18 protein-coding genes and 2 pseudogenes are annotated in these 19,976 nt (G+C 71.4%); 10 read left to right on the top strand and 10 right to left on the bottom strand.

Going from position 1 to position 19,976, the window contains the following annotated elements:
- The first annotated feature begins 6 nt into the window (after nucleotides 1–6).
- From NE234_RS27145 to NE234_RS27130, 4 genes are all read left to right on the top strand, one after another.
- Nucleotides 7–1,509 carry a hypothetical protein gene (locus tag NE234_RS27145; RefSeq protein WP_252783483.1) on the top strand — a complete coding sequence of 501 codons (1,503 nt, stop codon included), beginning with the start codon at nucleotides 7–9 and terminating at the stop codon, nucleotides 1,507–1,509.
- Nucleotides 1,510–1,692: 183 nt separating this feature from the next.
- On the top strand, nucleotides 1,693–2,157 hold the full coding sequence (locus NE234_RS27140; protein ID WP_252783482.1) for a MarR family winged helix-turn-helix transcriptional regulator: 465 nt from the start codon (nucleotides 1,693–1,695) through the stop codon (nucleotides 2,155–2,157).
- 20 nt (nucleotides 2,158–2,177) lie between these two features.
- On the top strand, nucleotides 2,178–3,929 hold the full coding sequence (locus NE234_RS27135; RefSeq protein ID WP_252783481.1) for an MFS transporter: 1,752 nt from the start codon (nucleotides 2,178–2,180) through the stop codon (nucleotides 3,927–3,929).
- A gap of 154 nt (nucleotides 3,930–4,083) precedes the next feature.
- Nucleotides 4,084–4,584: a TetR/AcrR family transcriptional regulator gene (locus tag NE234_RS27130; RefSeq protein WP_252783480.1), complete on the top strand. Its 501-nt coding sequence runs from the start codon at nucleotides 4,084–4,086 to the stop codon at nucleotides 4,582–4,584.
- A 75-nt stretch (nucleotides 4,585–4,659) separates the two neighbouring features.
- Here the strand turns inward: NE234_RS27130 and NE234_RS46070 are convergent.
- A pseudogene (locus NE234_RS46070) lies at nucleotides 4,660–5,046 on the bottom strand (DUF4158 domain-containing protein); the annotation flags it as partial.
- Between the two features lie 349 nt (nucleotides 5,047–5,395).
- Between NE234_RS46070 and NE234_RS27125 the strand changes: the two are divergent.
- Nucleotides 5,396–5,800, top strand: a pseudogene (locus NE234_RS27125) (methylated-DNA--[protein]-cysteine S-methyltransferase); the annotation flags it as partial.
- Nucleotides 5,801–5,887: 87 nt separating this feature from the next.
- On the opposite strand, the gene NE234_RS27120 reads toward NE234_RS27125, so the two are convergent.
- Both NE234_RS27120 and NE234_RS27115 read right to left on the bottom strand, forming a co-directional pair.
- Entirely contained in the window at nucleotides 5,888–6,778 is an 891-nt protein-coding gene (locus NE234_RS27120; protein WP_252783479.1) for an alpha/beta hydrolase, read from the bottom strand.
- A 58-nt stretch (nucleotides 6,779–6,836) separates the two neighbouring features.
- Nucleotides 6,837–7,697: an alpha/beta fold hydrolase gene (locus tag NE234_RS27115; RefSeq protein WP_252783478.1), complete on the bottom strand. Its 861-nt coding sequence runs from the start codon at nucleotides 7,695–7,697 to the stop codon at nucleotides 6,837–6,839.
- 103 nt (nucleotides 7,698–7,800) lie between these two features.
- On the opposite strand from NE234_RS27115, the gene NE234_RS27110 reads away from it, so the two are divergent.
- Nucleotides 7,801–8,196 (top strand): winged helix-turn-helix transcriptional regulator, encoded by a 396-nt coding sequence (locus NE234_RS27110; RefSeq protein ID WP_252783477.1) that lies wholly within the window; start codon nucleotides 7,801–7,803, stop codon nucleotides 8,194–8,196.
- Between the two features lie 40 nt (nucleotides 8,197–8,236).
- On the opposite strand, the gene NE234_RS27105 is transcribed toward NE234_RS27110, so the two are convergent.
- The 4 genes from NE234_RS27105 to NE234_RS27090 all read right to left on the bottom strand — a co-directional run bounded on the left by NE234_RS27105 (nucleotide 8,237) and on the right by NE234_RS27090 (nucleotide 12,588).
- Nucleotides 8,237–9,061, bottom strand: coding sequence for a TIGR02452 family protein (locus NE234_RS27105; protein WP_252783476.1), 825 nt, complete (start codon nucleotides 9,059–9,061; stop codon nucleotides 8,237–8,239).
- On the bottom strand, nucleotides 9,058–9,900 hold the full coding sequence (locus tag NE234_RS27100; RefSeq protein WP_252783475.1) for an SDR family oxidoreductase: 843 nt from the start codon (nucleotides 9,898–9,900) through the stop codon (nucleotides 9,058–9,060). The genes NE234_RS27105 and NE234_RS27100 overlap by 4 nt, the downstream gene beginning before the upstream one ends.
- A 40-nt stretch (nucleotides 9,901–9,940) precedes the next feature.
- A complete protein-coding gene (locus NE234_RS27095) occupies nucleotides 9,941–10,930 on the bottom strand; it encodes an aldo/keto reductase (protein ID WP_252783474.1) in 990 nt (329 codons plus the stop codon).
- Nucleotides 10,931–11,070: 140 nt separating this feature from the next.
- On the bottom strand, nucleotides 11,071–12,588 hold the full coding sequence (locus tag NE234_RS27090) for an MFS transporter (RefSeq protein WP_252783473.1): 1,518 nt from the start codon (nucleotides 12,586–12,588) through the stop codon (nucleotides 11,071–11,073).
- Nucleotides 12,589–12,788: 200 nt separating this feature from the next.
- Between NE234_RS27090 and NE234_RS27085 the strand changes: the two genes are divergently transcribed.
- From NE234_RS27085 to NE234_RS27075, 3 genes are all read left to right on the top strand, one after another.
- Nucleotides 12,789–13,727, top strand: a complete 939-nt coding sequence (locus NE234_RS27085; protein WP_252783472.1) for a helix-turn-helix domain-containing protein — start codon at nucleotides 12,789–12,791, stop codon at nucleotides 13,725–13,727.
- 130 nt (nucleotides 13,728–13,857) lie between these two features.
- Nucleotides 13,858–14,916 carry an NAD(P)-dependent alcohol dehydrogenase gene (locus NE234_RS27080; RefSeq protein ID WP_252783471.1) on the top strand — a complete coding sequence of 353 codons (1,059 nt, stop codon included), beginning with the start codon at nucleotides 13,858–13,860 and terminating at the stop codon, nucleotides 14,914–14,916.
- 41 nt (nucleotides 14,917–14,957) lie between these two features.
- Entirely contained in the window at nucleotides 14,958–15,938 is a 981-nt protein-coding gene (locus tag NE234_RS27075) for an aldo/keto reductase (RefSeq protein WP_252783470.1), read from the top strand.
- A gap of 260 nt (nucleotides 15,939–16,198) precedes the next feature.
- Here the strand turns inward: NE234_RS27075 and NE234_RS27070 are convergent, their stop codons facing one another.
- The 3 genes from NE234_RS27070 to NE234_RS27060 all read right to left on the bottom strand — a co-directional run bounded on the left by NE234_RS27070 (nucleotide 16,199) and on the right by NE234_RS27060 (nucleotide 19,457).
- Complete coding sequence (locus NE234_RS27070) at nucleotides 16,199–17,089, bottom strand: transposase (protein WP_252783469.1); 891 nt, start codon at nucleotides 17,087–17,089, stop codon at nucleotides 16,199–16,201.
- A gap of 172 nt (nucleotides 17,090–17,261) precedes the next feature.
- Complete coding sequence (locus NE234_RS27065; protein ID WP_252783468.1) at nucleotides 17,262–18,629, bottom strand: MFS transporter; 1,368 nt, start codon at nucleotides 18,627–18,629, stop codon at nucleotides 17,262–17,264.
- Between the two features lie 36 nt (nucleotides 18,630–18,665).
- Nucleotides 18,666–19,457 carry a glycerophosphodiester phosphodiesterase gene (locus tag NE234_RS27060; protein WP_252783467.1) on the bottom strand — a complete coding sequence of 264 codons (792 nt, stop codon included), beginning with the start codon at nucleotides 19,455–19,457 and terminating at the stop codon, nucleotides 18,666–18,668.
- Between the two features lie 241 nt (nucleotides 19,458–19,698).
- Between NE234_RS27060 and NE234_RS27055 the strand changes: the two genes are divergently transcribed.
- Complete coding sequence (locus NE234_RS27055; RefSeq protein ID WP_252783466.1) at nucleotides 19,699–19,911, top strand: EF-hand domain-containing protein; 213 nt, start codon at nucleotides 19,699–19,701, stop codon at nucleotides 19,909–19,911.
- Nucleotides 19,912–19,976 lie beyond the last annotated feature (65 nt).

The raw sequence follows: 19,976 nt of genomic DNA, 5'->3' as shown, positions 1-19,976 counted from the left end.
ACGGCGATGACGATCACCTTCTCGGCCCCCGCCGCACCGCCCGAGGACGCGCTTCACCACGACGCCGCGGCCGTGGGGAACATCGAGGCCGCGCAGAGGGCCATCGACGCCCTCCTGGCGGCCATCGAGGGCACCGCCGCCTACGAGAGGATCCTGCTGCGCGCCGCCGCCGGCGCCGGCAAGTCCTACGCGCTCGTGCGCATGGTCCGGGAGGCCCTGGCGCATGAGAACTGCGGCCGGGTGGCCGTGACCGCCTTCGCGAACAAGCAGGTGTTCCCCCTCGCCGGCGACCTGGGAAGGGAACTGGGCGCCTCCCGGGTCTGCCTGTTCGTGGCGAAGGACCGGCTGCCCGAGGTCCCGCAGGACGTGCTCGACCAGGTCTCCGTCGCGACCTCCGCCGGCGCCATCCCCGACACCTGCGCCGTGGTCCTCGGAACCTCGCACAAGATGGGCGCGTGGGGGGAGCAGCAGCGGTTCCTGGACCGGCTCGGCCCCGCCGTCAACGCGACGCTGCCCTTCGACGTCCTGTTCGTCGACGAGGCGTGGCAGCTTCCCCTCCACCGGTACGCGACGGTCGAGGGGCTGGCCCCGCTGTCCGTCGGGGTCGGTGACGTCGGCCAGCTGCCACCGATCGACCCCGGCCAGAACCCCTGGCGCGGCGACCCCGGCTACAACCCTTACCGCGCCTGGCCGACCGCCTACGAGAAGGACGAGAAGACCTTCGCCGTCGACCTTCCCGCCGTGTGGCGCCCGACGGCCGCGCAGCTTCCCCTCTGGCGGGCCTTCTACGGTGACTGGGACCGGCTGGACTGCGTGGCGGCCCCGGGAGACCGGACCGTCGAGCTGCCGGCCATGACCGGGCCCGCCGCCGCGGTCTGGGCGTCCGTCGCCACCGGCACCCCGACCCTGCTCGAGGTCGGCGGCCTCCCGGACCCCGAGGCGCCGGACATCGACCCGGACCTGCTCGGCGTGGTCGAGGAGGCGCTCATGCCCCTCCTGGAGAACGGGTTCGCGATCACGCGCCGCCGGTACGACGGCGCCGGCCGGCCCGTGGGCGAAGAGCGGATCACCTCCGGCGCGCCGTCCGGGGATCCCCTGATCGTCGTCCTCGCCACCCGCAACCAGGCCGTGGACGACGCGACCGCGATGGTCGAGCGCCTGACGGACAAGTACGGCCTGCCGCCGGGCGTGCTGCTCGCCTCGACCGTCGACTCCTGGCAGGGGCAGACCAACGCCGTCACCGTCGCCGTCCACCCGCTGTCCGGGGCCGACCGGCTGGACGAGTTCAACTCGGCGTTCGGCCGGCTCGCCGTCACCTGTACCCGGGCCACCCACGGTCTGCTGATGGTGGCCCGTGCCGGTCTGGACGATCTGCTGGGCGAGGCTCCGGCGCGGCCCGGGACGCCTCTCGGCGAGCCCGGCAGCCGGTCCCTTCCCCGCCAGACCCACCAGCGGATCCTCCGGACCTTCAGCCGCGGGACGCTGAAGGCCGGCCCCGCGCCCGCGTGAATCCGCAGGCGCGACGGCACGTGCCCCGACGCCGTACTCGGTCGCCGGGTCGGCCAGGGACACTTCGCCGGCGGCGGATTGAGCGCCGGCGGTCCCGCCGTCACTGCGGTGGCGGGACCGCCGGCGGGCGCATAGGTCGCCGTAGATAGTTAAAACAGCCTTATTAAGTTATCGTTAGTATCTGTGGACAAGATCGACGTATCGCCCGCAGACCCGGGCGATCCGGATGCGAGCGAGATCGCGGCGGCGCTGCGCCTGAGCGTGGGCCGGATCGCGCGCAAGATGCGCCAGGCCAAGGGATCCGCGGGCCTGGCGCTCTCGGAGATGTCGACACTGGCCAGGCTGGACCGGGAGGGTCCGAGGTCGCCGAGCATGCTCGCCGCCGCCGAGGGCGTACGGCCCCAGGCCATGGCGACCACTCTCGCCGCCTTGGAGGGACGCGGCCTCGTCGCCCGGCGCCCGGACGAGAGCGATGGCCGCCGGGCGGTGCTGACGATCACCGAGGCGGGTCGCGCGCTGGTCGCCGACCGGCGCTCGGAATCCGTACGGCGCCTGGCCGCCGTCATCGACGCGGAGCTCACGCCGGCCGAGCGGCGCTCGCTCCTTCCGGCGCTTCCCCTGCTCGACCGACTGGCGGAACGGCTGTGACGGACGGAGTGAACGGACGTATGGGCTCTGCGGACGAACGCGGGCGCGCCCAGGAGGACAACGGGCGCTACAAGTGGGTCGCGCTGTCCAACACGACGATGGGCGTGCTCATCGCGACCATCGACTCCTCGATCGTGATCATCTCCCTGCCGTCGATCTTCCGCGGCATCGGGCTGGACCCGCTCGCCCCCGGCAACATCGGCTACCTGCTGTGGATGATCCTCGGCTACCTGCTCGTCTCCGCCGTGCTCGTGGTCGCGCTGGGCCGGCTGGGCGACATGTTCGGCCGCGTCCGGATGTACAACGCGGGCTTCGCGATCTTCGCCGCCGCCTCGATCGCCCTGTCACTCGATCCGTTCAGGGGCGGCGGCGGCGCGCTGTGGCTGATCGGCTTCCGGATCGTGCAGGCCGTCGGCGGTTCGATGCTCACCGCGAACTCCGCCGCCATCCTCACCGACGCCTTCCCGGCCCGGCAGCGCGGCATGGCGCTCGGCATCAACCAGATCACCGCGCTCGCGGGCCAGTTCATCGGGCTCCTCGCGGGCGGCCTGCTGGCGGCCATCGACTGGCGTGCGGTGTTCTGGGTGAGCGTGCCGATCGGCGTGCTCGGCACCGTGTGGTCCTACCGCAGCCTGCGCGAGATCGGCTCTCGCCGGCCCGGCCGCATCGACTGGGTGGGCAACCTGACGTTCACCGCCGGTGCCGGGGCGCTCCTCATCAGCATCACCTACGGCATCCAGCCCTACGGCGGCCACTCGACCGGGTGGACGAACCCGTACGTGCTCGGCGCCCTGGGCGGAGGCCTGGCCCTGCTCGTCACCTTCTGCATCGCGGAGACCCGGATCGCCGAGCCGATGTTCCATCTCGGGCTGTTCCGCATCCGCGCCTTCGCCGCGGGCAACCTGGCGGCGCTGCTCACCGCGATCGCCCGCGGCGGCCTGCAGTTCACGCTGATCATGTGGCTGCAGGGCATGTGGCTGCCGCTGCGCGGCTACGACTTCGAACGCACCCCGCTGTGGGCCGGCGTCTTCATGCTGCCGCTGACGATCGGGTTCCTGCTGGGCGGGCCGATCTCCGGCTGGCTGTCCGACCGTTTCGGCGCGCGCCTGTTCTCCACGGCCGGGCTGCTCGTGGTGGCGGCGGCGTTCCTCGGCCTGCTCCTCCTGCCGGTCGACTTCCCCTATCCCGCCTTCGCGGCCATGCTGTTGCTCAGCGGTCTCGGCCAGGGGATGTTCGCCGCCCCCAACACCTCCGCGATCATGGGCAGTGTCCCGCCCGACCAGCGCGGCGTCGCCTCCGGCATGCGCTCGACGTTCCAGAACTCCGGTACCGCCCTGTCGATCGGCCTGTCTTTCTCACTGATGATCACCGGCCTCGCGGGTTCGCTGCCCGGCGCGCTCGACAGCGGCCTGCGCGCGCACGGCGTGCCGGCCGGCACCGCGGCCCAGGTGGCGAACCTCCCGCCGGTCAGCAGCCTGTTCGCCACCTTCCTCGGTAACAACCCGATCGGCCACCTGCTCGCGCCGAGCGGCGTCCTGAACACCCTGCCCGCCGATGACGTCCACACCCTCACCGGCACCCGGTTCTTCCCGAGGCTGGTGACCGGCCCGTTCCACCAGGGGCTCGTCACGGTCTTCACCGTGGCCCTGGCCCTGGCCCTGATCGGCGCCCTCGCCTCCGTGCTGCGCGGCCGTCACCAGCGCACCGGTGAGACCGCCGGGGCCGGCGCCCGGGAAGGGGAGCAGGCGGGCCTCGGAACCCGTTCGTCCTGACCGAGACCGGGGGCGCGACCCGCCGTGGCCCGTGAGCGCCGATCGGGCCGCGCCCGTCGTCCACGCGCGGCGCCCGGTGGCGGAAGCCGGGGCCGCGACGGGCGGACACGGGCCGAAGTACGGTCGCGGTCGCGGACCGTGGAAAGCTGTGCGCATGGGATCCGCGGCTGATGAGGTGTCACCGAAGACGGGCTACCGGCGGTCGGCGGGGTCACCGCACGGGGAGGCCAGGCGCCGGGAACTGCTGGAGCGCGTCACCGAGGACGTCGCCGCGAACGGGCTCGTGGACTTCTCGCTGCGGCGGGCGGCGAGGGCGGCCGGGACGACGCACAAGGTGCTGCTCTACCACTTCGACGGCGCCGAGGACCTGCTCCGCCAGGTGATCTTCAAGCTCCGGGAGAGGCGCATCGACAACGCGCTGGCCGCCGCGCGCGAGGCGTCGGGCCAGGAGACGCTGGCGGCGCGGATCCGCGTCGTGTGGCCCACCCTCCTGGAGGAGGACTCACGGCTGCGCCGCGTGCTCGACCAGGCCATCGGCATGGCCATGTACGACCCCGGCCGCCATTCCGAACTCGCCCGCCGAGGCGTCGCGGCAGTATCTGCCCGTCCTGGAGTCCCTCTGCCCGGAGCGGTGGCCCGATCGGCGGAGGCGTGAGGTCTCCGAGATGATCCTCGCCACCCTGCGCGGCTTCCTGCTCGAGCGGCTGACCACCGGGGAGACGCGCTCGGCCCGGCAGTGCTTCAGCAGCTCCTCACGCACCCGATCCGGGTGCCGCTCAGCGTGCGCGACGTTGGTGACCAGCCAGGCCGTCGGCTTCTCCGCATCAGCCACCCCGCACACCCGAAAGCCCAGGTGCCGGCGGATCTGCGCCCGGTGGTACTCGATCGTCCGTCCGGACCACTCATAAAAGCCAAGCTCCGAGGCGGGGACCTTCATCTGCCGGCCGATGTACTCGACGACCTCGTCGGCGAACTCTGACCGCCCCCGAGGGAACCGGCCATACCTGGTGTAGTACTTCAACAGCAACGCGAACCCCAACCGCGTCGCGCCACGCTGACCCGCAACGAGCTCAGCTTCCTCATCGAGCACCGTCCAGTGCTCGACCAGCTCATCCATCCCGACCGGCTGTCGACCCATGGCCGAATCCTTCCGGGAACCACCGGTTCGAGCTGCTAGATCACGGCAAATCCGCCTCGTTTGCGGCTGGTGACACGTCCGTTAACGGCACCCCGGGTTGGCGCAGGCGAGGTGCTGGCGTCATGGACCGGCTCGCCGGCCGCCACCAGGAGCCACCACCGGTCGGCCCCTGACATCACCCGCGACAAAGACGGCATCGAATGGGCGGCGAGCAGCCGCAGCGGCCGCGGCCCCGGCGGACGACCCATCCCCGCCCACCTGAAGGCGTGCGTCGAAGTCACCGTGATCAACCCCAGGTGAGACGGCCCAGCCGCCGAGCGGGCCCTCGTTCGGGGCGGTGATCGGCCAGCTGGAGGAGTACTTCGCCGGCCGGCGGACGGTCTTCGACCTGCCGCTCGCCCCGACCGGCACGGCGTTCCAGCAGCAGGTCTGGGCGGCACTGCGGGAGATCCCCTTCGGAGAGACCGTCGCGTACGGGGAACTGGCCGAGCGGATCGGCCGGCCCACCGCCGCCCGCGCCGTCGGGCTGGCCAACGGCAGGAATCCCATCGGCATCATCCTGCCGTGTCACCGCGTCGTCGGATCCTCCGGCGACCTCACCGGGTACGGCGGCGGCCTGCACCGCAAGCGGCACCTGCTCGCCTTCGAACGGCGCGCCGGCGCCGCGCCGATGGCGCCGCTGCCCGTCCCGGGCGCAGCCCTCGACCAGGGACCGAGCGGCCGACGGCGGTAGCGAGCCGGTGCGGGCTGAGTCACCGCCGCCGACCGTTCCGACGCGGGTGGCGGTGACTCAGCCGTCGCCGGGCGGGTGGCCTGCTGCTCACGGCTTGAGCGTCATGCGGACGAATGTGGCCGCGCGGGTCATCGCCGCGTCGGCCTCGTCCCACGAGGCGGCGAATGACTGGAAGACGTGCGTCGCCTGCGCGGTGACGTCCAGCGTCACCGACACGTCGGCCGCCACGAGCCTTGCCGCGAGCCGGGTGGAGTCGTCCAGCAGCACCTCGTCAGAACCGACCTGGATCAACGTGGTCGGCAGCCCGTGCAGGTCCGCGTACAGCGGGCTGTGCTGTTTCGCCGCGGATGGGTCGCCGACGTAGTCGCGCACGCGGCGTTCGAGGGCGGTGCGGCTCACGATGAAGTCCGCCTCGGCTCTGACCGTCATCGAATCGCCGCTGAGCGTGAGGTCGACCCACGGCGAGAACAGCAACGCTGCGGCGGGCATCGGCTCGCCGGCGGAGGAAAGCGCCGCCAGCAGGCCGAGCGCCACCCCGCCGCCGGCCGACTCGCCGGCGACCACGACCCGTTGCGGGTCGACGCCGGAGGCGAGCAGGGCGCGATAAGCGCGTACCGCGTCCTCGGTGGCGGCGGGGGCGGGATGCTCGGGTGCCAGGCGGTAGTCGACGGTGATCACCCGCGTCTGTGACCTGCGGGCGAGGTCTGCCACGATCCCCAGCGAGCTGCGCGCCGACCCGAAGACGTACGCCCCGCCGTGGAAGTACAGGACGGTGCCGATGCAGGGCTCTTCCGCGCGTTCGACCAAGAGGCCGGGGATCGTGTCGTAGTGGGTTTCGGTGACGATGACGTCTTCAGGGACGGGATGGTGGGACAACAGCTGCTCGAACAGGACGCGCTGTTCGTGGACCGCGCCGCCGAGGTCGAGGGGGGACGACGCGCGGAGCCGCCGGATGGCCTCGCGCTGCTCGCGGCTCATATCTCCTCCTTGTTGAGAGTTGGTCGGCTTTGTTGCGGATGGGTCGTGAAGGTGTGAGTCATACGGCCCGGGCGTGCTGGATGAGGAGGCCGGCGAAGGCGTCCGGCTGGTCGATCGGGGTGATGTGACCGCAGTCCTCGAGCAGGTGCTGGGTGAGGCGGCCGGTGATCGGCTCGAGCTGGCGAGCGGTGGCCGCGCCGATCGCGCCACCGCCGATGGCGAGGGCCGGCGCCGTCAGTCGCTGGTCCCGCGCCCAGTTACCGATCCATTCCGCGGTGGCCGGCGCCGCGCGGTAGTGCTCGAAGGCATTGTGGAGACTCGTTCTGCCGCGATAGGCCTCGACGATCACCCGTGTGAGGTCTTCCGGCAGACCCCGGCGACTGCCGGCGGAGAGGAAGAAGCGGACGTAGCGCTCCGCCGAGTTCTCCAGGACGTCCTCGGCCAGACCCCCGGGCGCCTGGTGGAAGCCGAACCACCACGGCGGCCCCTGCCGTAGGAAGGACTCGGCGCCGGGCAGGAGTCCGACCAGCCCTTCGGACAGGGTCAGGCTGGTCACGCGCTCGGGCGACGATGCCGCCAAGGCGAATGCCGGAGTGACACCCAGATCGGTGCCGACGACGTGTGCCTCGCGGTCACCGAGGGCGTCCAGCATCCGGAGCAGGTCCGTGGCGATCGCGGATGCCTGGTAGCCGCGGACGGCGGGTGTGCTGTCGCCCAGCCCGTGCAGGTCCGGCGCGATGACCCGGAAACGCGCCGCGGCCAGCCGGGGTGCGACCTCCCGCCAGATCGCGCGGGTATGCGGGAAGCCGTGCAGCAGCAGCACGGCCGGCCCCTCCCCGAGAGTCTCCACGGCGAGTTCGACCCCGTCGATCGGTATCCGGTGCACGGTCGCGCCGGGAAGGTGAGGAGAAAGCGTCATCTGGCGCACAGGTGCCCTCCATGGTTACGCTTGGGAACGTGGTAACGATAGGAGACCTTCGATGAGCCGGGAAGAAGGCACTTTGCCGACACCAGGTGACCCCGTGGTAACCACCTCGCGGCAGGGGAACCTGTTCGATCCTCTGTGCCCGACACGGCTCCTGCTCGACCGGGTGGCGTCGCGATGGACGACCATGGCGGTGCTGTCGCTCGCCGCCGCCGAGGGCGAGCTGCGGTTCACCGAGTTGAAGCGCGAGATGACCGGTGTATCGCAGAAGATGCTGGCGCAGACCCTCAGGGCGCTGGAACGAGACGGACTCGTCGATCGTCGTGTCGAGGCGAGCAAGCCTCCACGGGTGTACTACCGTCTGACCGACCTGGGCACGACGCTCGTCACGCCGCTACAGAGTCTGCGAGCGTGGGCTGAGCAGTACATGCCCCTGGTCAAGCACAACTGCTCCATGTTCGACGCCGCCGACCGCCCGAACGGCCACGGCTGACGACCGGCTCCCCACCGAACCGGTCACGACGGGCATCGTCTCAGGCCGGCCGTGCCGTGCCGGTCTCGGCGGCGAAGTACGCGGTGAACGCGGCGCGGTTGGCCGGCTCCGGGTTCCGGTCCCACACCGCGAACACCACGTGGTCGAAGACGTCCGCGTAGTCCCCGCCCGCCGCCAGGTGGGCGTGGAACGCCTCGGCGACCTGACGCGGGTCGTTGCGGAACACCCCGCAGCCCCAGGCGCCCAGGACGAGCCGGCGCGCGCCGTGGTGGGCGGCCACCGACAGCACCCGCCGCGCCCGGGCGCGCAGCACCGCCGGGATCCGGTCGGCCACGGCCGGGTCGCGGCGCAGCGCCTCGCCGGTGTTGGGCGCGGGGCAGGTCAGGAACGACACCGGGTACGGCGCGGGCAGCAGTTCTCCGTCGTTCCCCCGGTGGACCGGGACGTCGGGGGACCAGATGACGCGGTCGCTGTAGAGCAGGTCGCGGGAGGCGCGGTGTGCCTCGTAGTACTCGGGGGCGCGCAGCAGGCACGGGTACAGCAGGGAGTGCCGGCACAGGTCCTCCTCCTGCGCGCGGGCTCCGCCGAGGTATCCGCCGCCGGGGTTGCGGGCCGAGGCGAAGTTCAGCACGGCGATCCGGCCGGCGCCCGTGCCGGCGCCCGTGCCGGTGCCGGTGCCGGTGTCGTGGAGCCGCCGGGCCGCCTGCAGACTGCCCTCCGCGGTCACCTCGAAGCGGTCCGGTGCCCGGGCCCGGCCAGGGGCGGCGGCGGGATCGGCCCGTCCGGGGGCCGCTGCGCCGGGCGAACGGCTCGGCGGTGAGCTCAACCGGTCGGCGGCGAGGTTCTCCTCTGGGTGTGGTGTCACTCATCCGGCGGGAAGTCGGTGGAGGCGGCGAGTTCGGTCTGCTTTTCGAAGCTGGTGATGCGGTCGCGTAGCACGGTCACGGTGTTCTCCAGGGCCTGGGAGCCGAGGACCATGCGCAGCGGCGCCGGTTCGACGTCGACGCTTTCGATGATCCGGGCGGCCATGCGGGCGGGGTCGCCGGGGGCCAGGCCATTGGCCGGGTCGAGCATTTTCTGGAAGGCGTGTGCGGGGGTTCCGTCGTATTCGGGCATGAGGTCGGCGACGCGGGCGCTGCCGTAGCGGAAGTCGGTGCGGGCGCCGCCCGGCTCGACGATGGTCACGCCGATGCCGAACGGTGCGACCTCCTGGGCGACGGATTCCGCGAACCCTTCGATGCCCCATTTGGTCGCGTGGTACATCGAGTTGCCGGGGAAGGCGACCTGACCGCCGTAGGAGGAGATCTGGATGATCCGGCCACCACCCTGGGCGCGCAGGTGCGGCAGCGTGGCGCGGATCAGCTGGATCGAACCGGTCAGGTTGGTGGCGATGATGTGATCGATCTGAGCGTCGGTGAGCTCCTCGGCGGCGCCGAACAGCCCGTACCCGGCGTTGCTGATGACCACGTCGATGCGGTCGAGGTCGGCGAAGGAGCGGTCGACGGTCTGCCGGACCGCGGCCGTGTCGGTCACGTCGAGGACCTCGGCGTGGAACGTGTCGGGGTACTCGCCGGCCAGGTCGGCGACCTTGCCAGGGTCGCGGACGGTCCCGACGACGCGGTCACCGCGGGCAAGGAGTTGTTCGGTGAGCTCGCGGCCGAAGCCGCTGCTGACACCGGTGATGAGCCAGGTACGTGATGTCATGCCGTTTCCTTGGTGAGAGCGCCCTCATCGATGGCGAATGTCAGCGGTCGATGAGGCGCTGGAGGTGCTCGGGGTAGCGGGCTCCCTGGACCTCGATCCGCGCGGCGGCGGTGCCGATGTCGGCGAGGTCTTCGGTGGTGAGCTCGATGGCGGCGGCGCCGATGTTCTCCTGGAGCCGCTCCAGTCGCCGAGTGCCCGGGATCGGCACGATCCACGGCTTTTGGGCGAGCAGCCAGGCGAGCGCGATCTGCGCGCGGGTGGCCTTCTTACGCGCGGCGATGTCCCCGAGCAGGTCCACCAGGGCCAGGTTGGCCTCGCGGGCCTCCAGGGAGAACCGCGGGATGTGAGCCCGGATGTCGTTGTCGGCGAACGGCGTCGTCCGGTCGACGGTGCCGGTGAGGAAGCCCTTGCCGAGCGGGCTGAAGGGGACGAAGCCGATTCCGAGTTCTTCGAGGGTTGGCATGATCTCGGCTTCGGGCTCGCGCCACCACAGGGAGTACTCACTCTGCACGGCGGTGACGGGCTGGACGGCGTGTGCTCGGCGGATGGTCGACACACCGGCCTCCGACAGGCCGAAGTGGCCGACCTTGCCGGCGTCGATGAGGTCTTTGACCGCGCCGGCGACGTCTTCGATCGGGACGTCGGGGTCGACTCGGTGCTGGTAGAACAGGTCGATCCGGTCGGTGTCGAGTCGGCGCAGGGAGGCGTCGGCGACCTGCTTGATGTGCTCGGGGCGGCTGGACAGGCCGTGCTGGCGGCCGTCGGCGTCGATGTCGAAGCCGAACTTGGTGGCGATGACGACCTGGTCGCGGATCCCGGCGAGGGCCTCGCCGAGGAGTTCCTCGTTGATGAAGGGGCCGTAGACCTCGGCGGTGTCGAAGAAGGTGACGCCGTGCTCGACGGCGGCGCGGATGACGCCGATCATCTCCTTGCGGTCTCCGGCGGCCCCGAGGCCGTAACTCATTCCCATGCAGCCCAGGCCGATGGCCGAGACCTCCAGACCGCTGGTGCCAAGGGTTCGCTTCTGCATGATCTGTCTCCGTTTCCGGTGATCGTGTCGGGAGGCGGTCGTCCGGTGACCCACGCTAGGAAGGTGCCGTCGGTTCAGGGAGTCCCTGCTGGTGCCCCCTTCCGGCTTCCGGCCGTCGCCGCTGTCGATGAGTGACCAGGTCAGTGGGCCATGACCGGTGTCGCCGCGTCGGACCGGTCCGTCTCGCTGTCATGCCGGGCACGGACGCACAGCGCGACGATGGCGGCGGCGAGGACGAGGATGCCGGCGGCCCACCAGAACGCGGTGGTGTAGCCGTGCGTAACGGCCTGGAGCGCGAACCGGCGGGGGGACGTGCCGGTCGCCGGGGTGTGGGCGGTGGCCCAGGCGGTGGTGGCCCCGGCGGTGGTGGCCCCGGCGGCGATGGTGTTGAGCAGTGCGGTGCCGATGGAACCGCCGACCTGCTGGGAGGTGTTGAGCATGGCGGAGGCGATTCCGGTGTCCTGGGGCCGCACCCGGTGGGTGGCGAGGTTCATGCCGGGGGTGAAGGCGGTGCCCATGCCCAGCCCGAGGACGACCTGGGCGGGCAGCACGTTCGTCCAGTAGGAGCTGTCCGGCGTGAGCTGCGCCAGCAGCACCATGGCCAGGGCGGTGGCGAGCATGCCCGGGACCATCAGCAGCCGCGCCGGGACACGGTTGATGAGCCGGGCGCCGATCTGGGTGGACCCGGTCGTCAGGCAGATGGTCATGGGCAGGAACGCGACGCCGCTGCGCAGTGGCGAGTAGCCCTTGACCAGTTGCAGGTAGTACGCCAGGAACAGGAACTGGGCGAACATCGCGATCATGGCCAGCCCGATGCCGAGGTAGATGCCGCCGCGGGTGCGGTCGGTGACGATTCGCAGCGGCAGCAGGGGCGTCCGGACACGCGACTCCACGACGACGAAGGCGGCGAGCAGGACCACCGAGGCGATGAACAGGCCGATGGTCAGGCCGGAGCCCCAGCCGCCCTGTTCGGCGTTGGCGAAGGCCCACACGAGGGTGAGCAGGCCACCGGTGCCGAGCGCGGTGCCGGGTAGATCGAGGCGGTGGCCGGCGTGGCCGCCGTGCTCGCGGATGAAGGCCAGGCCGCCGCCGATGGCGACCAGGGCGAAGGCGACGTTGACGTAGAGGCACCAGCGCCAGTCGATGTATTGGGTGAGCGCGCCGCCCAGCAGCAGTCCGAGGGCGCTTCCGGCCATGGCGATGGCGCTGAAGATCCCGAACGCGGTGGCGCGTTCCCCGGCCTCGGTGAACATGGTGGCGACCAGGGAGAGGGCGGCGGGGGCCAGAAGGGCCCCGAAGACACCTTGGAGAGCGCGGGCGCCCAGCAGCATGCCGGTGCCGGTGGCCGCGCCGCCGAGCGCGGAGGCGAGGGCGAAGCCGGCCAGGCCGGTGAGGAAGACACGTTTGCGGCCGACCATGTCCCCGAGGCGTCCGCCCAGCAGGAGCAGCCCCCCGAACGCCAGGGTGTAGGCGGTGACGACCCACTGCCGGTCGGCGTTGGAGAAGCCCAGGGCGGTCTGCATGCGCGGGAGCGCGATGTTCACGATGGTGCCGTCGAGCAGCACCATCAACTGGGCGACGGAGATGAACGCGAGCGCCTTCCAGCGCCGCGGATCCGGTCGCGTCTCCGGCATGGGAACGGGTGTGGTCTCAGACATGAATGGATCGTGGTTCCTGCGGTCGAGGTGATGAGAAGGCGGCACCGGCGATGCCGGTGAGCTTCGCGTCGCCGCCGTCCGTGACGATTTCCAGGCAACCGGAGATCCTCCGCGTGCGGGAGTTCCTGTTGCCGGGGGTACCCCGAAGGGGGTCCTGGCAGGGTCTCTCTGGCCGGTGAGGCCGCACGTATGGTCGGGACATGGCCGAGAAACAGCAGGTCCGCGCGGACATCCGGGAGTTCCTGACGACCCGGCGCGCGCGAATCACCCCGGAGCAGGCCGGGCTGCGGGCCTATGGCGGCAGTCGCCGCGTCAAGGGTCTGCGCCGTGAGGAGGTCGCCACGCTGGCGGGCATCTCGAGCGAGTACTACACCCGGCTCGAACGCGGCAACGTCAAGGGCGTCTCCGAGAGCGTCCTGAACGGAATCGCACACGCCCTGCAGCTCACCGACGCCGAGCGCACCCATCTTGTGGACCTGATACGGGCCGTGAGCGGAAGCCGGCCCGTGCAGCGGCGCCGGCCGCCACAGGTCCGCGTCCGCCCGACGGTGCAGCGCATCCTGGATTCTTTGACCATGGCGCCCGGGTTCGTGGTCGACGGGCGCCTGAACATCCTGGCCGCCAATGAACTCGGACGTGCCCTGTACGCCCCGATCTTCGACGACCCCATTCAGCCGCCGAACCACGCCCGGTTCCTGTTCCTGGATCGGCGCGCGGGTGACTTCTGGCGCGACTGGACGCAGGCCGCCGACGACGCCGTCGCGCTGCTGCGAGCCGCGGTGGGCCGCGACCCGTACGACCGGCAGCTGTCCGATCTGATCGGTGAGCTGTCGACGCGCAGCGACGACTTCCGCGTCCGCTGGGCCACGCATGATGTCCGCGCCCACCTCACCGGCCTCAAACGCATCCATCATCCCGAGGTTGGCAACCTCGAGCTGCCGTTCGAGTCCACGCCGCTCCCGGCAGACACCGGCCAGCACCTGGTCATCTACAGTCCCGAGCCCGGCTCCCCTTCCTACGCGGCACTGCGGATCCTGGCCAGTTGGGCGGCGAAGCCGAACGAGGGCGACCCGGCGCGGGAACCGTCAGCCCGTCAAGAGGCCGAAGAGCGCTCGGGGAGCCGCTCCGACCCCGCCTGACCGTCCACTCCGACCCACGCTCTCGCCGCAGGCCGGCGACGAGCGCTGCCCTCACGACCCGGACGCCGGCGCGACGCAGCCGCGACCTGCGTCTTCTCAGGATGTCCATTTCACGGAAGGTTCATCAGACATGTCCACCGTTCCTGCCTATGCCGCACCGTCAGCGACCGAGCCGCTGACGGCCACGACGATCGAGCGCCGCGCGGTCGGTCCCCGTGACGTGCTGATCGACATCGCCTACTGCGGCATCTGCCACTCCGACATCCACAGCGTCCGCGGCGAGTGGGGTCCCCAGCCGTACCCGCTGGTCCCGGGCCACGAGATCGCCGGTACGGTGGCCGCGATCGGGCCCGAGGTCACCAAGTACGCCGTCGGAGACCGGGTCGGCGTCGGATGCGTGGTCGGCTCCTGCGGGCAGTGCGCCAACTGCCGCGCCGGTGAGGAGCAGTACTGCCTGAACGGCAGCATCCTCACCTACGGCTCCACCGACCGCGACGGCACCATCACCCAGGGCGGCTACTCGGGCCGGATCGTCGTCACCGAGGACTTCGTTGTCCGCATCCCCGACGCGCTCGCCCTGGACGTCGCCGCGCCGTTGCTGTGCGCGGGCGCGACCACCTACTCGCCGCTGCGCCGCTGGGGCGCGGGCCCCGGTAAGAAGGTCGCCGTCATCGGCCTGGGCGGTCTCGGGCACGTCGCGGTCAGACTCGCCCACGCCATGGGCGCTGAGGTCACCGTCCTGTCCCAGACCCTGGGCAAGAAGGCCGACGGCGAACGGCTGGGCGCCGACCACTACCACGCAACGAGCGACCCCGCCACCTTCGAGGAACTCGCCGGCACGTTCGACCTCATCCTGAACACCGTCAGCGGCAAGCTCGACCTCGGCGCGTACCTGGGCCTCCTGCGGCTCGACGGCGTGTTCGTCACCCTCGGCGCGTCCGCCGAGCCGACCATCTCATTCCCCACCCCGGCGATCGCGGCCGGACGCCGCGTTTACACCTACTCGCTCATCGCCGGGATCCGCGAGACCCAGGAGATGCTCGACTTCTGCGCCCAGCACGGCATCGGCGCGGAAATCGAGGTCATCACGCCCGAACAGATCAACACGGCGTACGAACGCGTCCTGTCCTCCGACGTGCGCTACCGGTTCGTCATCGACACCGCCACCCTGCGGCCGGCCTCCGCCTGACGACCACGCCGCCCGACCCTCCGTACAGAAAAGAGAATCACGTGCAGTACACCCGCCTCGGCGGCTCCGGGCTCAAGGTCAGCCGCATCGCCCTGGGCTGCATGAGCTTCGGCATTCCCTCCGACCGCATGCCATGGACCCTGGACGACGAGGCCGCCGAGCCGATCTTCCGCCAGGCCGTCGAACTCGGCATCACCTTCTGGGACACCGCCAACGTCTACGGCGGCGGCACCTCCGAAGAGATCGTCGGCCGCGCCATCAACAAATACAGCCGCCGCGAAGACATCGTGCTGGCCACCAAGGTCTACTGGCCGATGCACCAGGGCCCCGGAGGCGGCGGCCTGTCCCGCAAGGCGATCCTGGAGCAGGTCGACGCCTCCCTGCGCCGGCTCGGCACCGACTACATCGACCTGTACCAGATCCACCGGTTCGACCCCGAGACCCCGGTCGAGGAGACCATGGAGGCCCTCCACGACGTGGTCAAGGCGGGCAAGGCCCGCTACATCGGCGCCTCGTCCATGTGGGCGTGGCGGTTCGCCACCATGCAGCACGCCGCCGAGACGCACGGCTGGACCAGGTTCGTCTCCATGCAGGACCAATACAGCCTCCTCGCCCGCGAAGAGGAACGCGAGATGTTCGGCCTGCTGGCCGACCAAGGCGTCGGCAGCATCCCGTGGAGCCCGCTGGCGGCCGGGCGGGTCGCCCGCCCCTGGGGCCAGGCCGGCACCACCCGCGGACGGACCAACCCCGAGGTCGACATGTTCGGCAGGCCGATCTTCGCCGAGACCGACAAGGCCATCGTCGACGCCGTCCAGCGGATCGCCGAAGAACGCGGCGTCTCCATGGCGCAGGTGGCCCTGGCCTGGGTGCTGAAGAACCCGGTCGTCGACGCCCCCATCGTCGGCGCCACCAAGCCGCATCACCTCGCCGACGCCGTCGCCGCCCTCGACCTCCAACTCACCGAAAAGGAGATCCAGACGCTCGAGGACCCGTACACCCCTCGGCTGCCCACCTTCTTCTAGAACCGTGTCACTGACAATTCGATACGGCGAGCACTCGAGTGAACTTCGTCTTCGATGCCATCGGCACGAGGTGGGAGATCGAGACCCGCGAATCGCCGTGCGGCACCCGCTGCCCGCCGTGGGGAACCACCCGCAGCCGGTACCCGTCGAGGTGCGCAGGACGGCGGCCAGCCGCAGGCCCACAAGCCCCCGCCTCCGATCTAACGAACACGATCCGCGGGCCGCGGCCGCGGCCGGGACCGGCACGCCGCCGACTTCGCTCAGCCGGACAGTTCCTCATCATCGGCGTCAGGGGCACGCAGAGGTCGGATGCCGCCTTCACCCAGGTCGGGCAGGGCGAAGTTGTACTTGCCGATCACGTTGAGGTGCTCGCGGACGAAGAGCGAGAGCCGGGCGACGTCCGCGGCCAGGACCGGGTATCCCTGGGCCCGCAGGGCCTCCACGGCGGCGTTGATGTAGCGGGTGTTCCACAGCACGACGCAGTTGAGGATCAGCCCGAGCGCGCCGAGCCGGTCTTCCATGCCCTTGTGGTAGCGCTGGTACAGCTCGCCCTTCTTACCGTGGAAGATGTTGGCGGCCAGGGCGTGGCGGCCTTCCTGAAGGTTGCGGATGGCCTTGACGTCGCGGCGGTAGGGCTTCTCGGTGGCCAGGGTGCAGATGTGCAGGGTCTTGTGGATACGGCCGTAGGAGGCGATCGCCTCGCCCAGGGCGGTGGGGTGCCCGTCGCGCTGGAGCATGCGGACCACGTCGTAGGCGCGCACGTGGCCGGTGTAGATCGAGGCGACCACGCGCAGGATGTCGGGCCAAAGCGTGCGGATCCACCCCAGGTCGATCTTGCCGCGGGCGAAGGTGTTCAGCGGGCCGTAGTCCGCGGCAGTGTTGATCCGCCAGCCTTTTTGGTCGGGCAGGTCGGCCAGCGCGGGCCGGTACTGGACGCCCAGCAGGCTGACCGGCGGGCCTCCCGCGTGCGCTGCCCGCTGCTGGTCGTGGTCTGCGCGCAGGATCGGACCGCCCCGCCCGGCCCCGCCGTCCGCGCGGCACGGCGAGCCCCGCGCGGAGAGCTCATCCGCCTGCCGGGCGGGCACTACGCCCCCTTCCTCGACGCGCACGAGCAGGCCGCCGACGCCGAGCTGTCCTTCCTCCGCCGGCACCTGGCCGGCCGTACGACGGCGGAGGGCGACGCCGCCGAGCCCGCACCGCCCCGAGCGGAGCGGGCGTGAGGACCGTCGAGCCGCCGCCGGCACGATCGGGCGCGAGGACAGCGGCGGCGACTCGCTGACGCGCCGGTGTCGGTGAGCCGGGGGCCGGCCCGCGCGCCCGTCCTCAGAGCCGCCGGGGGAGGGGGTTGCCCGCCTCGCGCACGCCCCGGGGAACGTCCACCGTGACCAGCAGCGCCAGGCCGATCACGAAGAACACCACCAGGGAGACCAGGGCGGTGCGGTAGCTGTCGGTCCACTGCAGCGCGGCGGCGAACACCAGCGGCCCCAGCCAGCTGGTCCCCTTGTCGCTGATGACGTAGAAGCCGAAGTACTCCGCCTCCCGGTCCCGCGGCAGCAGATGGGAGAACAGCGACCGCGACAGCGCCTGCGTGCCGCCCAGGACCACGCCGATCGCGGCGGCCAGCGCCAGGAACTCCGCCGCCGACCCGCGCCGCAGCCCGTACGCGGCCAGCACGACGGCCGTCCACAGGACCAGGGAGACCAGGATGACGCGCTTGGCGCCGTACCGCCGGGCGAGCCGGCCCAACAGCAGTGCCCCGCCGCACGCGACGAACTGCACGAGCAGCACCGCCGCGATCACGTCCGTCTGCCCCAGCCTCAGCTCCTCCGTCGCGAACGTCGCCGACATCGTGATGACCGTCTGCACGCCGTCGTTGTAGACCAGGAACGCCAGCAGGAACAGCAGCGTGACCGGCCGGCCGCGCATGTCCCGCAACGTGCCGGCCAGCCGCCCGAATCCGGCGCGCACGGCCGCGCGCAGCGGTTCGGCGGCGGGCGCGGGCGCGTGCCGACGGTCGCGCAGCGCGCGCAGCGGGATGAGGGTGAACGCCGCCCACCAGACACCGGCCGAGGCGAGGCTGACCCGGACCGCCTCCGTCTTGGTCACCCCGAACGCGCCGTGCGCCAGGAACAGCACGAGGTTCAGGACGAGCAGCAGCCCGCCGCCGAGGTAGCCCAGGCCCCAGCCGCGAGAGGACACCGCGTCGCGTTCGTCCGGTTCGGCGATGTCGGTCAGGAAGGCGTTGTAGACGACGGTGGAGGCGCCGAGCGCGAGGTTGCCCACGACGAACAGGGCCGCGCCGAGGAGGTAGCGCCCGCCGCCGACGAAGTACAGGCCCATGGTGGCGAACGCCCCGATGTAGGCGAACACTCCGAGGAGCGCGCGCTTGCGTCCCGTGTGGTCGGCCAGCGCGCCGGCCAGCGGCAGGACGAGGACCTGCAGGACCACCGACAGCGTGACGGCGAGGGGGTAGACCGCCTTGGCCCGGACGTCGGCGCCCAGCGGGTGCACGAACCCGTTCGCGTCGGCCGCGGCCTTGGCGATGTCGCTGAGGTAGGGCCCGAGGAACACCGCCACGACGGTCGTGTCGAACGCGGAGTTGGCCCAGTCGTAGAAGTACCAGCCGCGCTGCTCGCGCCGGCGGTCGCGGGGGGTGGTCTCGGCGGGGGTGCCGACGGGCGCCAGGCCCACGCGTCCTCCTCGGCCCGCCTGGGGGAACGTCCGGGCTCAGGCCGGCGCGGCGGCCCACTGCGCGCGGGCGGTCATGACGTCGCGCAGGGCCTCGATCTCATCGGTGATGATGCCATCGACGCCGAGGTCGAGGAGACGCGCCATCTCCGCCGGGTCGTTGACCGTCCACACGTGCACCTGCAGGCCGAGCGCGTGCGCGGTCCGCAGGAACGCCTCGGTGACCAGCGGGGTCCGCCCGACGCGCCGGGGGACCTGGGCGCACGGGACGCCGAGCTCGGCCAGGCGCACGAGCCGCCCGAACGGGCCGCCGACGGACCGGGCGCGCAATGTGGCCACGCCCAGCGGGCTCAGCGCGGTGCACACGTCCCGGCCGGACAGCAGGCGCATGCGGGCGCGTACCTGCCGGAGCCGCCGGTGGGAGAAGGAGGTGACGCAGACCCGGTCCCAGGCGCGGGCCCGGTGCAGGACCTCGGTGAGCGGGCCGATGGCGTTCTCGGCCTTGACGTCGATGTTCAGGCGCGCGCCGGGCCAGGCGGCGAGGATCTCCTCCAGGCGGGGGATGGGCTCACGGCCCGCGATCCGCGCCTTGGCGACCTCGGCGAAGCCGAGCCGGGCGATCGGGCCGGTACGGTCGGTGACCCGGTCGAGGGTCGCGTCGTGGAAGGCGACCAGGACGCCGTCCGCGGTGGCCCGTACGTCGGTCTCCAGGTAGCGGTAGCCCAGCCCGATGGCGCGATCGAAGGCCGCCATCGAGTTCTCGCGGCCGTCGGGGGACCCGCCGCGGTGCGCGAAGGGGATCGGGCCGGGATGGTCGAGATATGCGTACACGAGTGCACCTGTCGTACTAGGGGCCGCGGGCGCTGCCCCCGCTTTCCACAGTAGTGACCTTACTACGTAAAGGCGGTGGCTTGATCAACCGTAGTCTCTCCAACGCGCCGGACGCCGAACCAACCGGCACGGCGCACACGGACCACCGATCCACCGCAAGCCGGGCATCTCTTCCACTAAGTTGTCTCCGTCGTGGCTCAGGAGAGCCCTCATCACCCTCTCAACCGGAAGGCCGGGGATCGTGGCGGACACCAGCGCCTACGCGGCGACATTCGAGATCGTCGATGTCAACAAGGACGGGCGCGTCTCCGCGCCGGAGCTCAAGCAGCTCATGAAGGCCCTCGGTGAGGACATCACCGACGAGACGGCGGCCGAGGTCGTCCGCCGGATGGACTCCGACGGTGACGGGGAGATCTCGCTGGAGGAGTTCGCCGCCTACATGTCCCAGGGCTGACCGGCCGCCGAGGCGGGCGGCGCCCTCCGCCGACCGCCCCGGTACGGGCGGCCGGCGGAGGGCGC

This window comes from Actinoallomurus rhizosphaericola, from assembly GCF_024055675.1.
Lineage (GTDB): Bacteria > Actinomycetota > Actinomycetes > Streptosporangiales > Streptosporangiaceae > Actinoallomurus > Actinoallomurus soli.
Note: the sequence above shows the minus strand (reverse complement) of the source record. Positions and strands in the feature narration are given on the sequence as shown.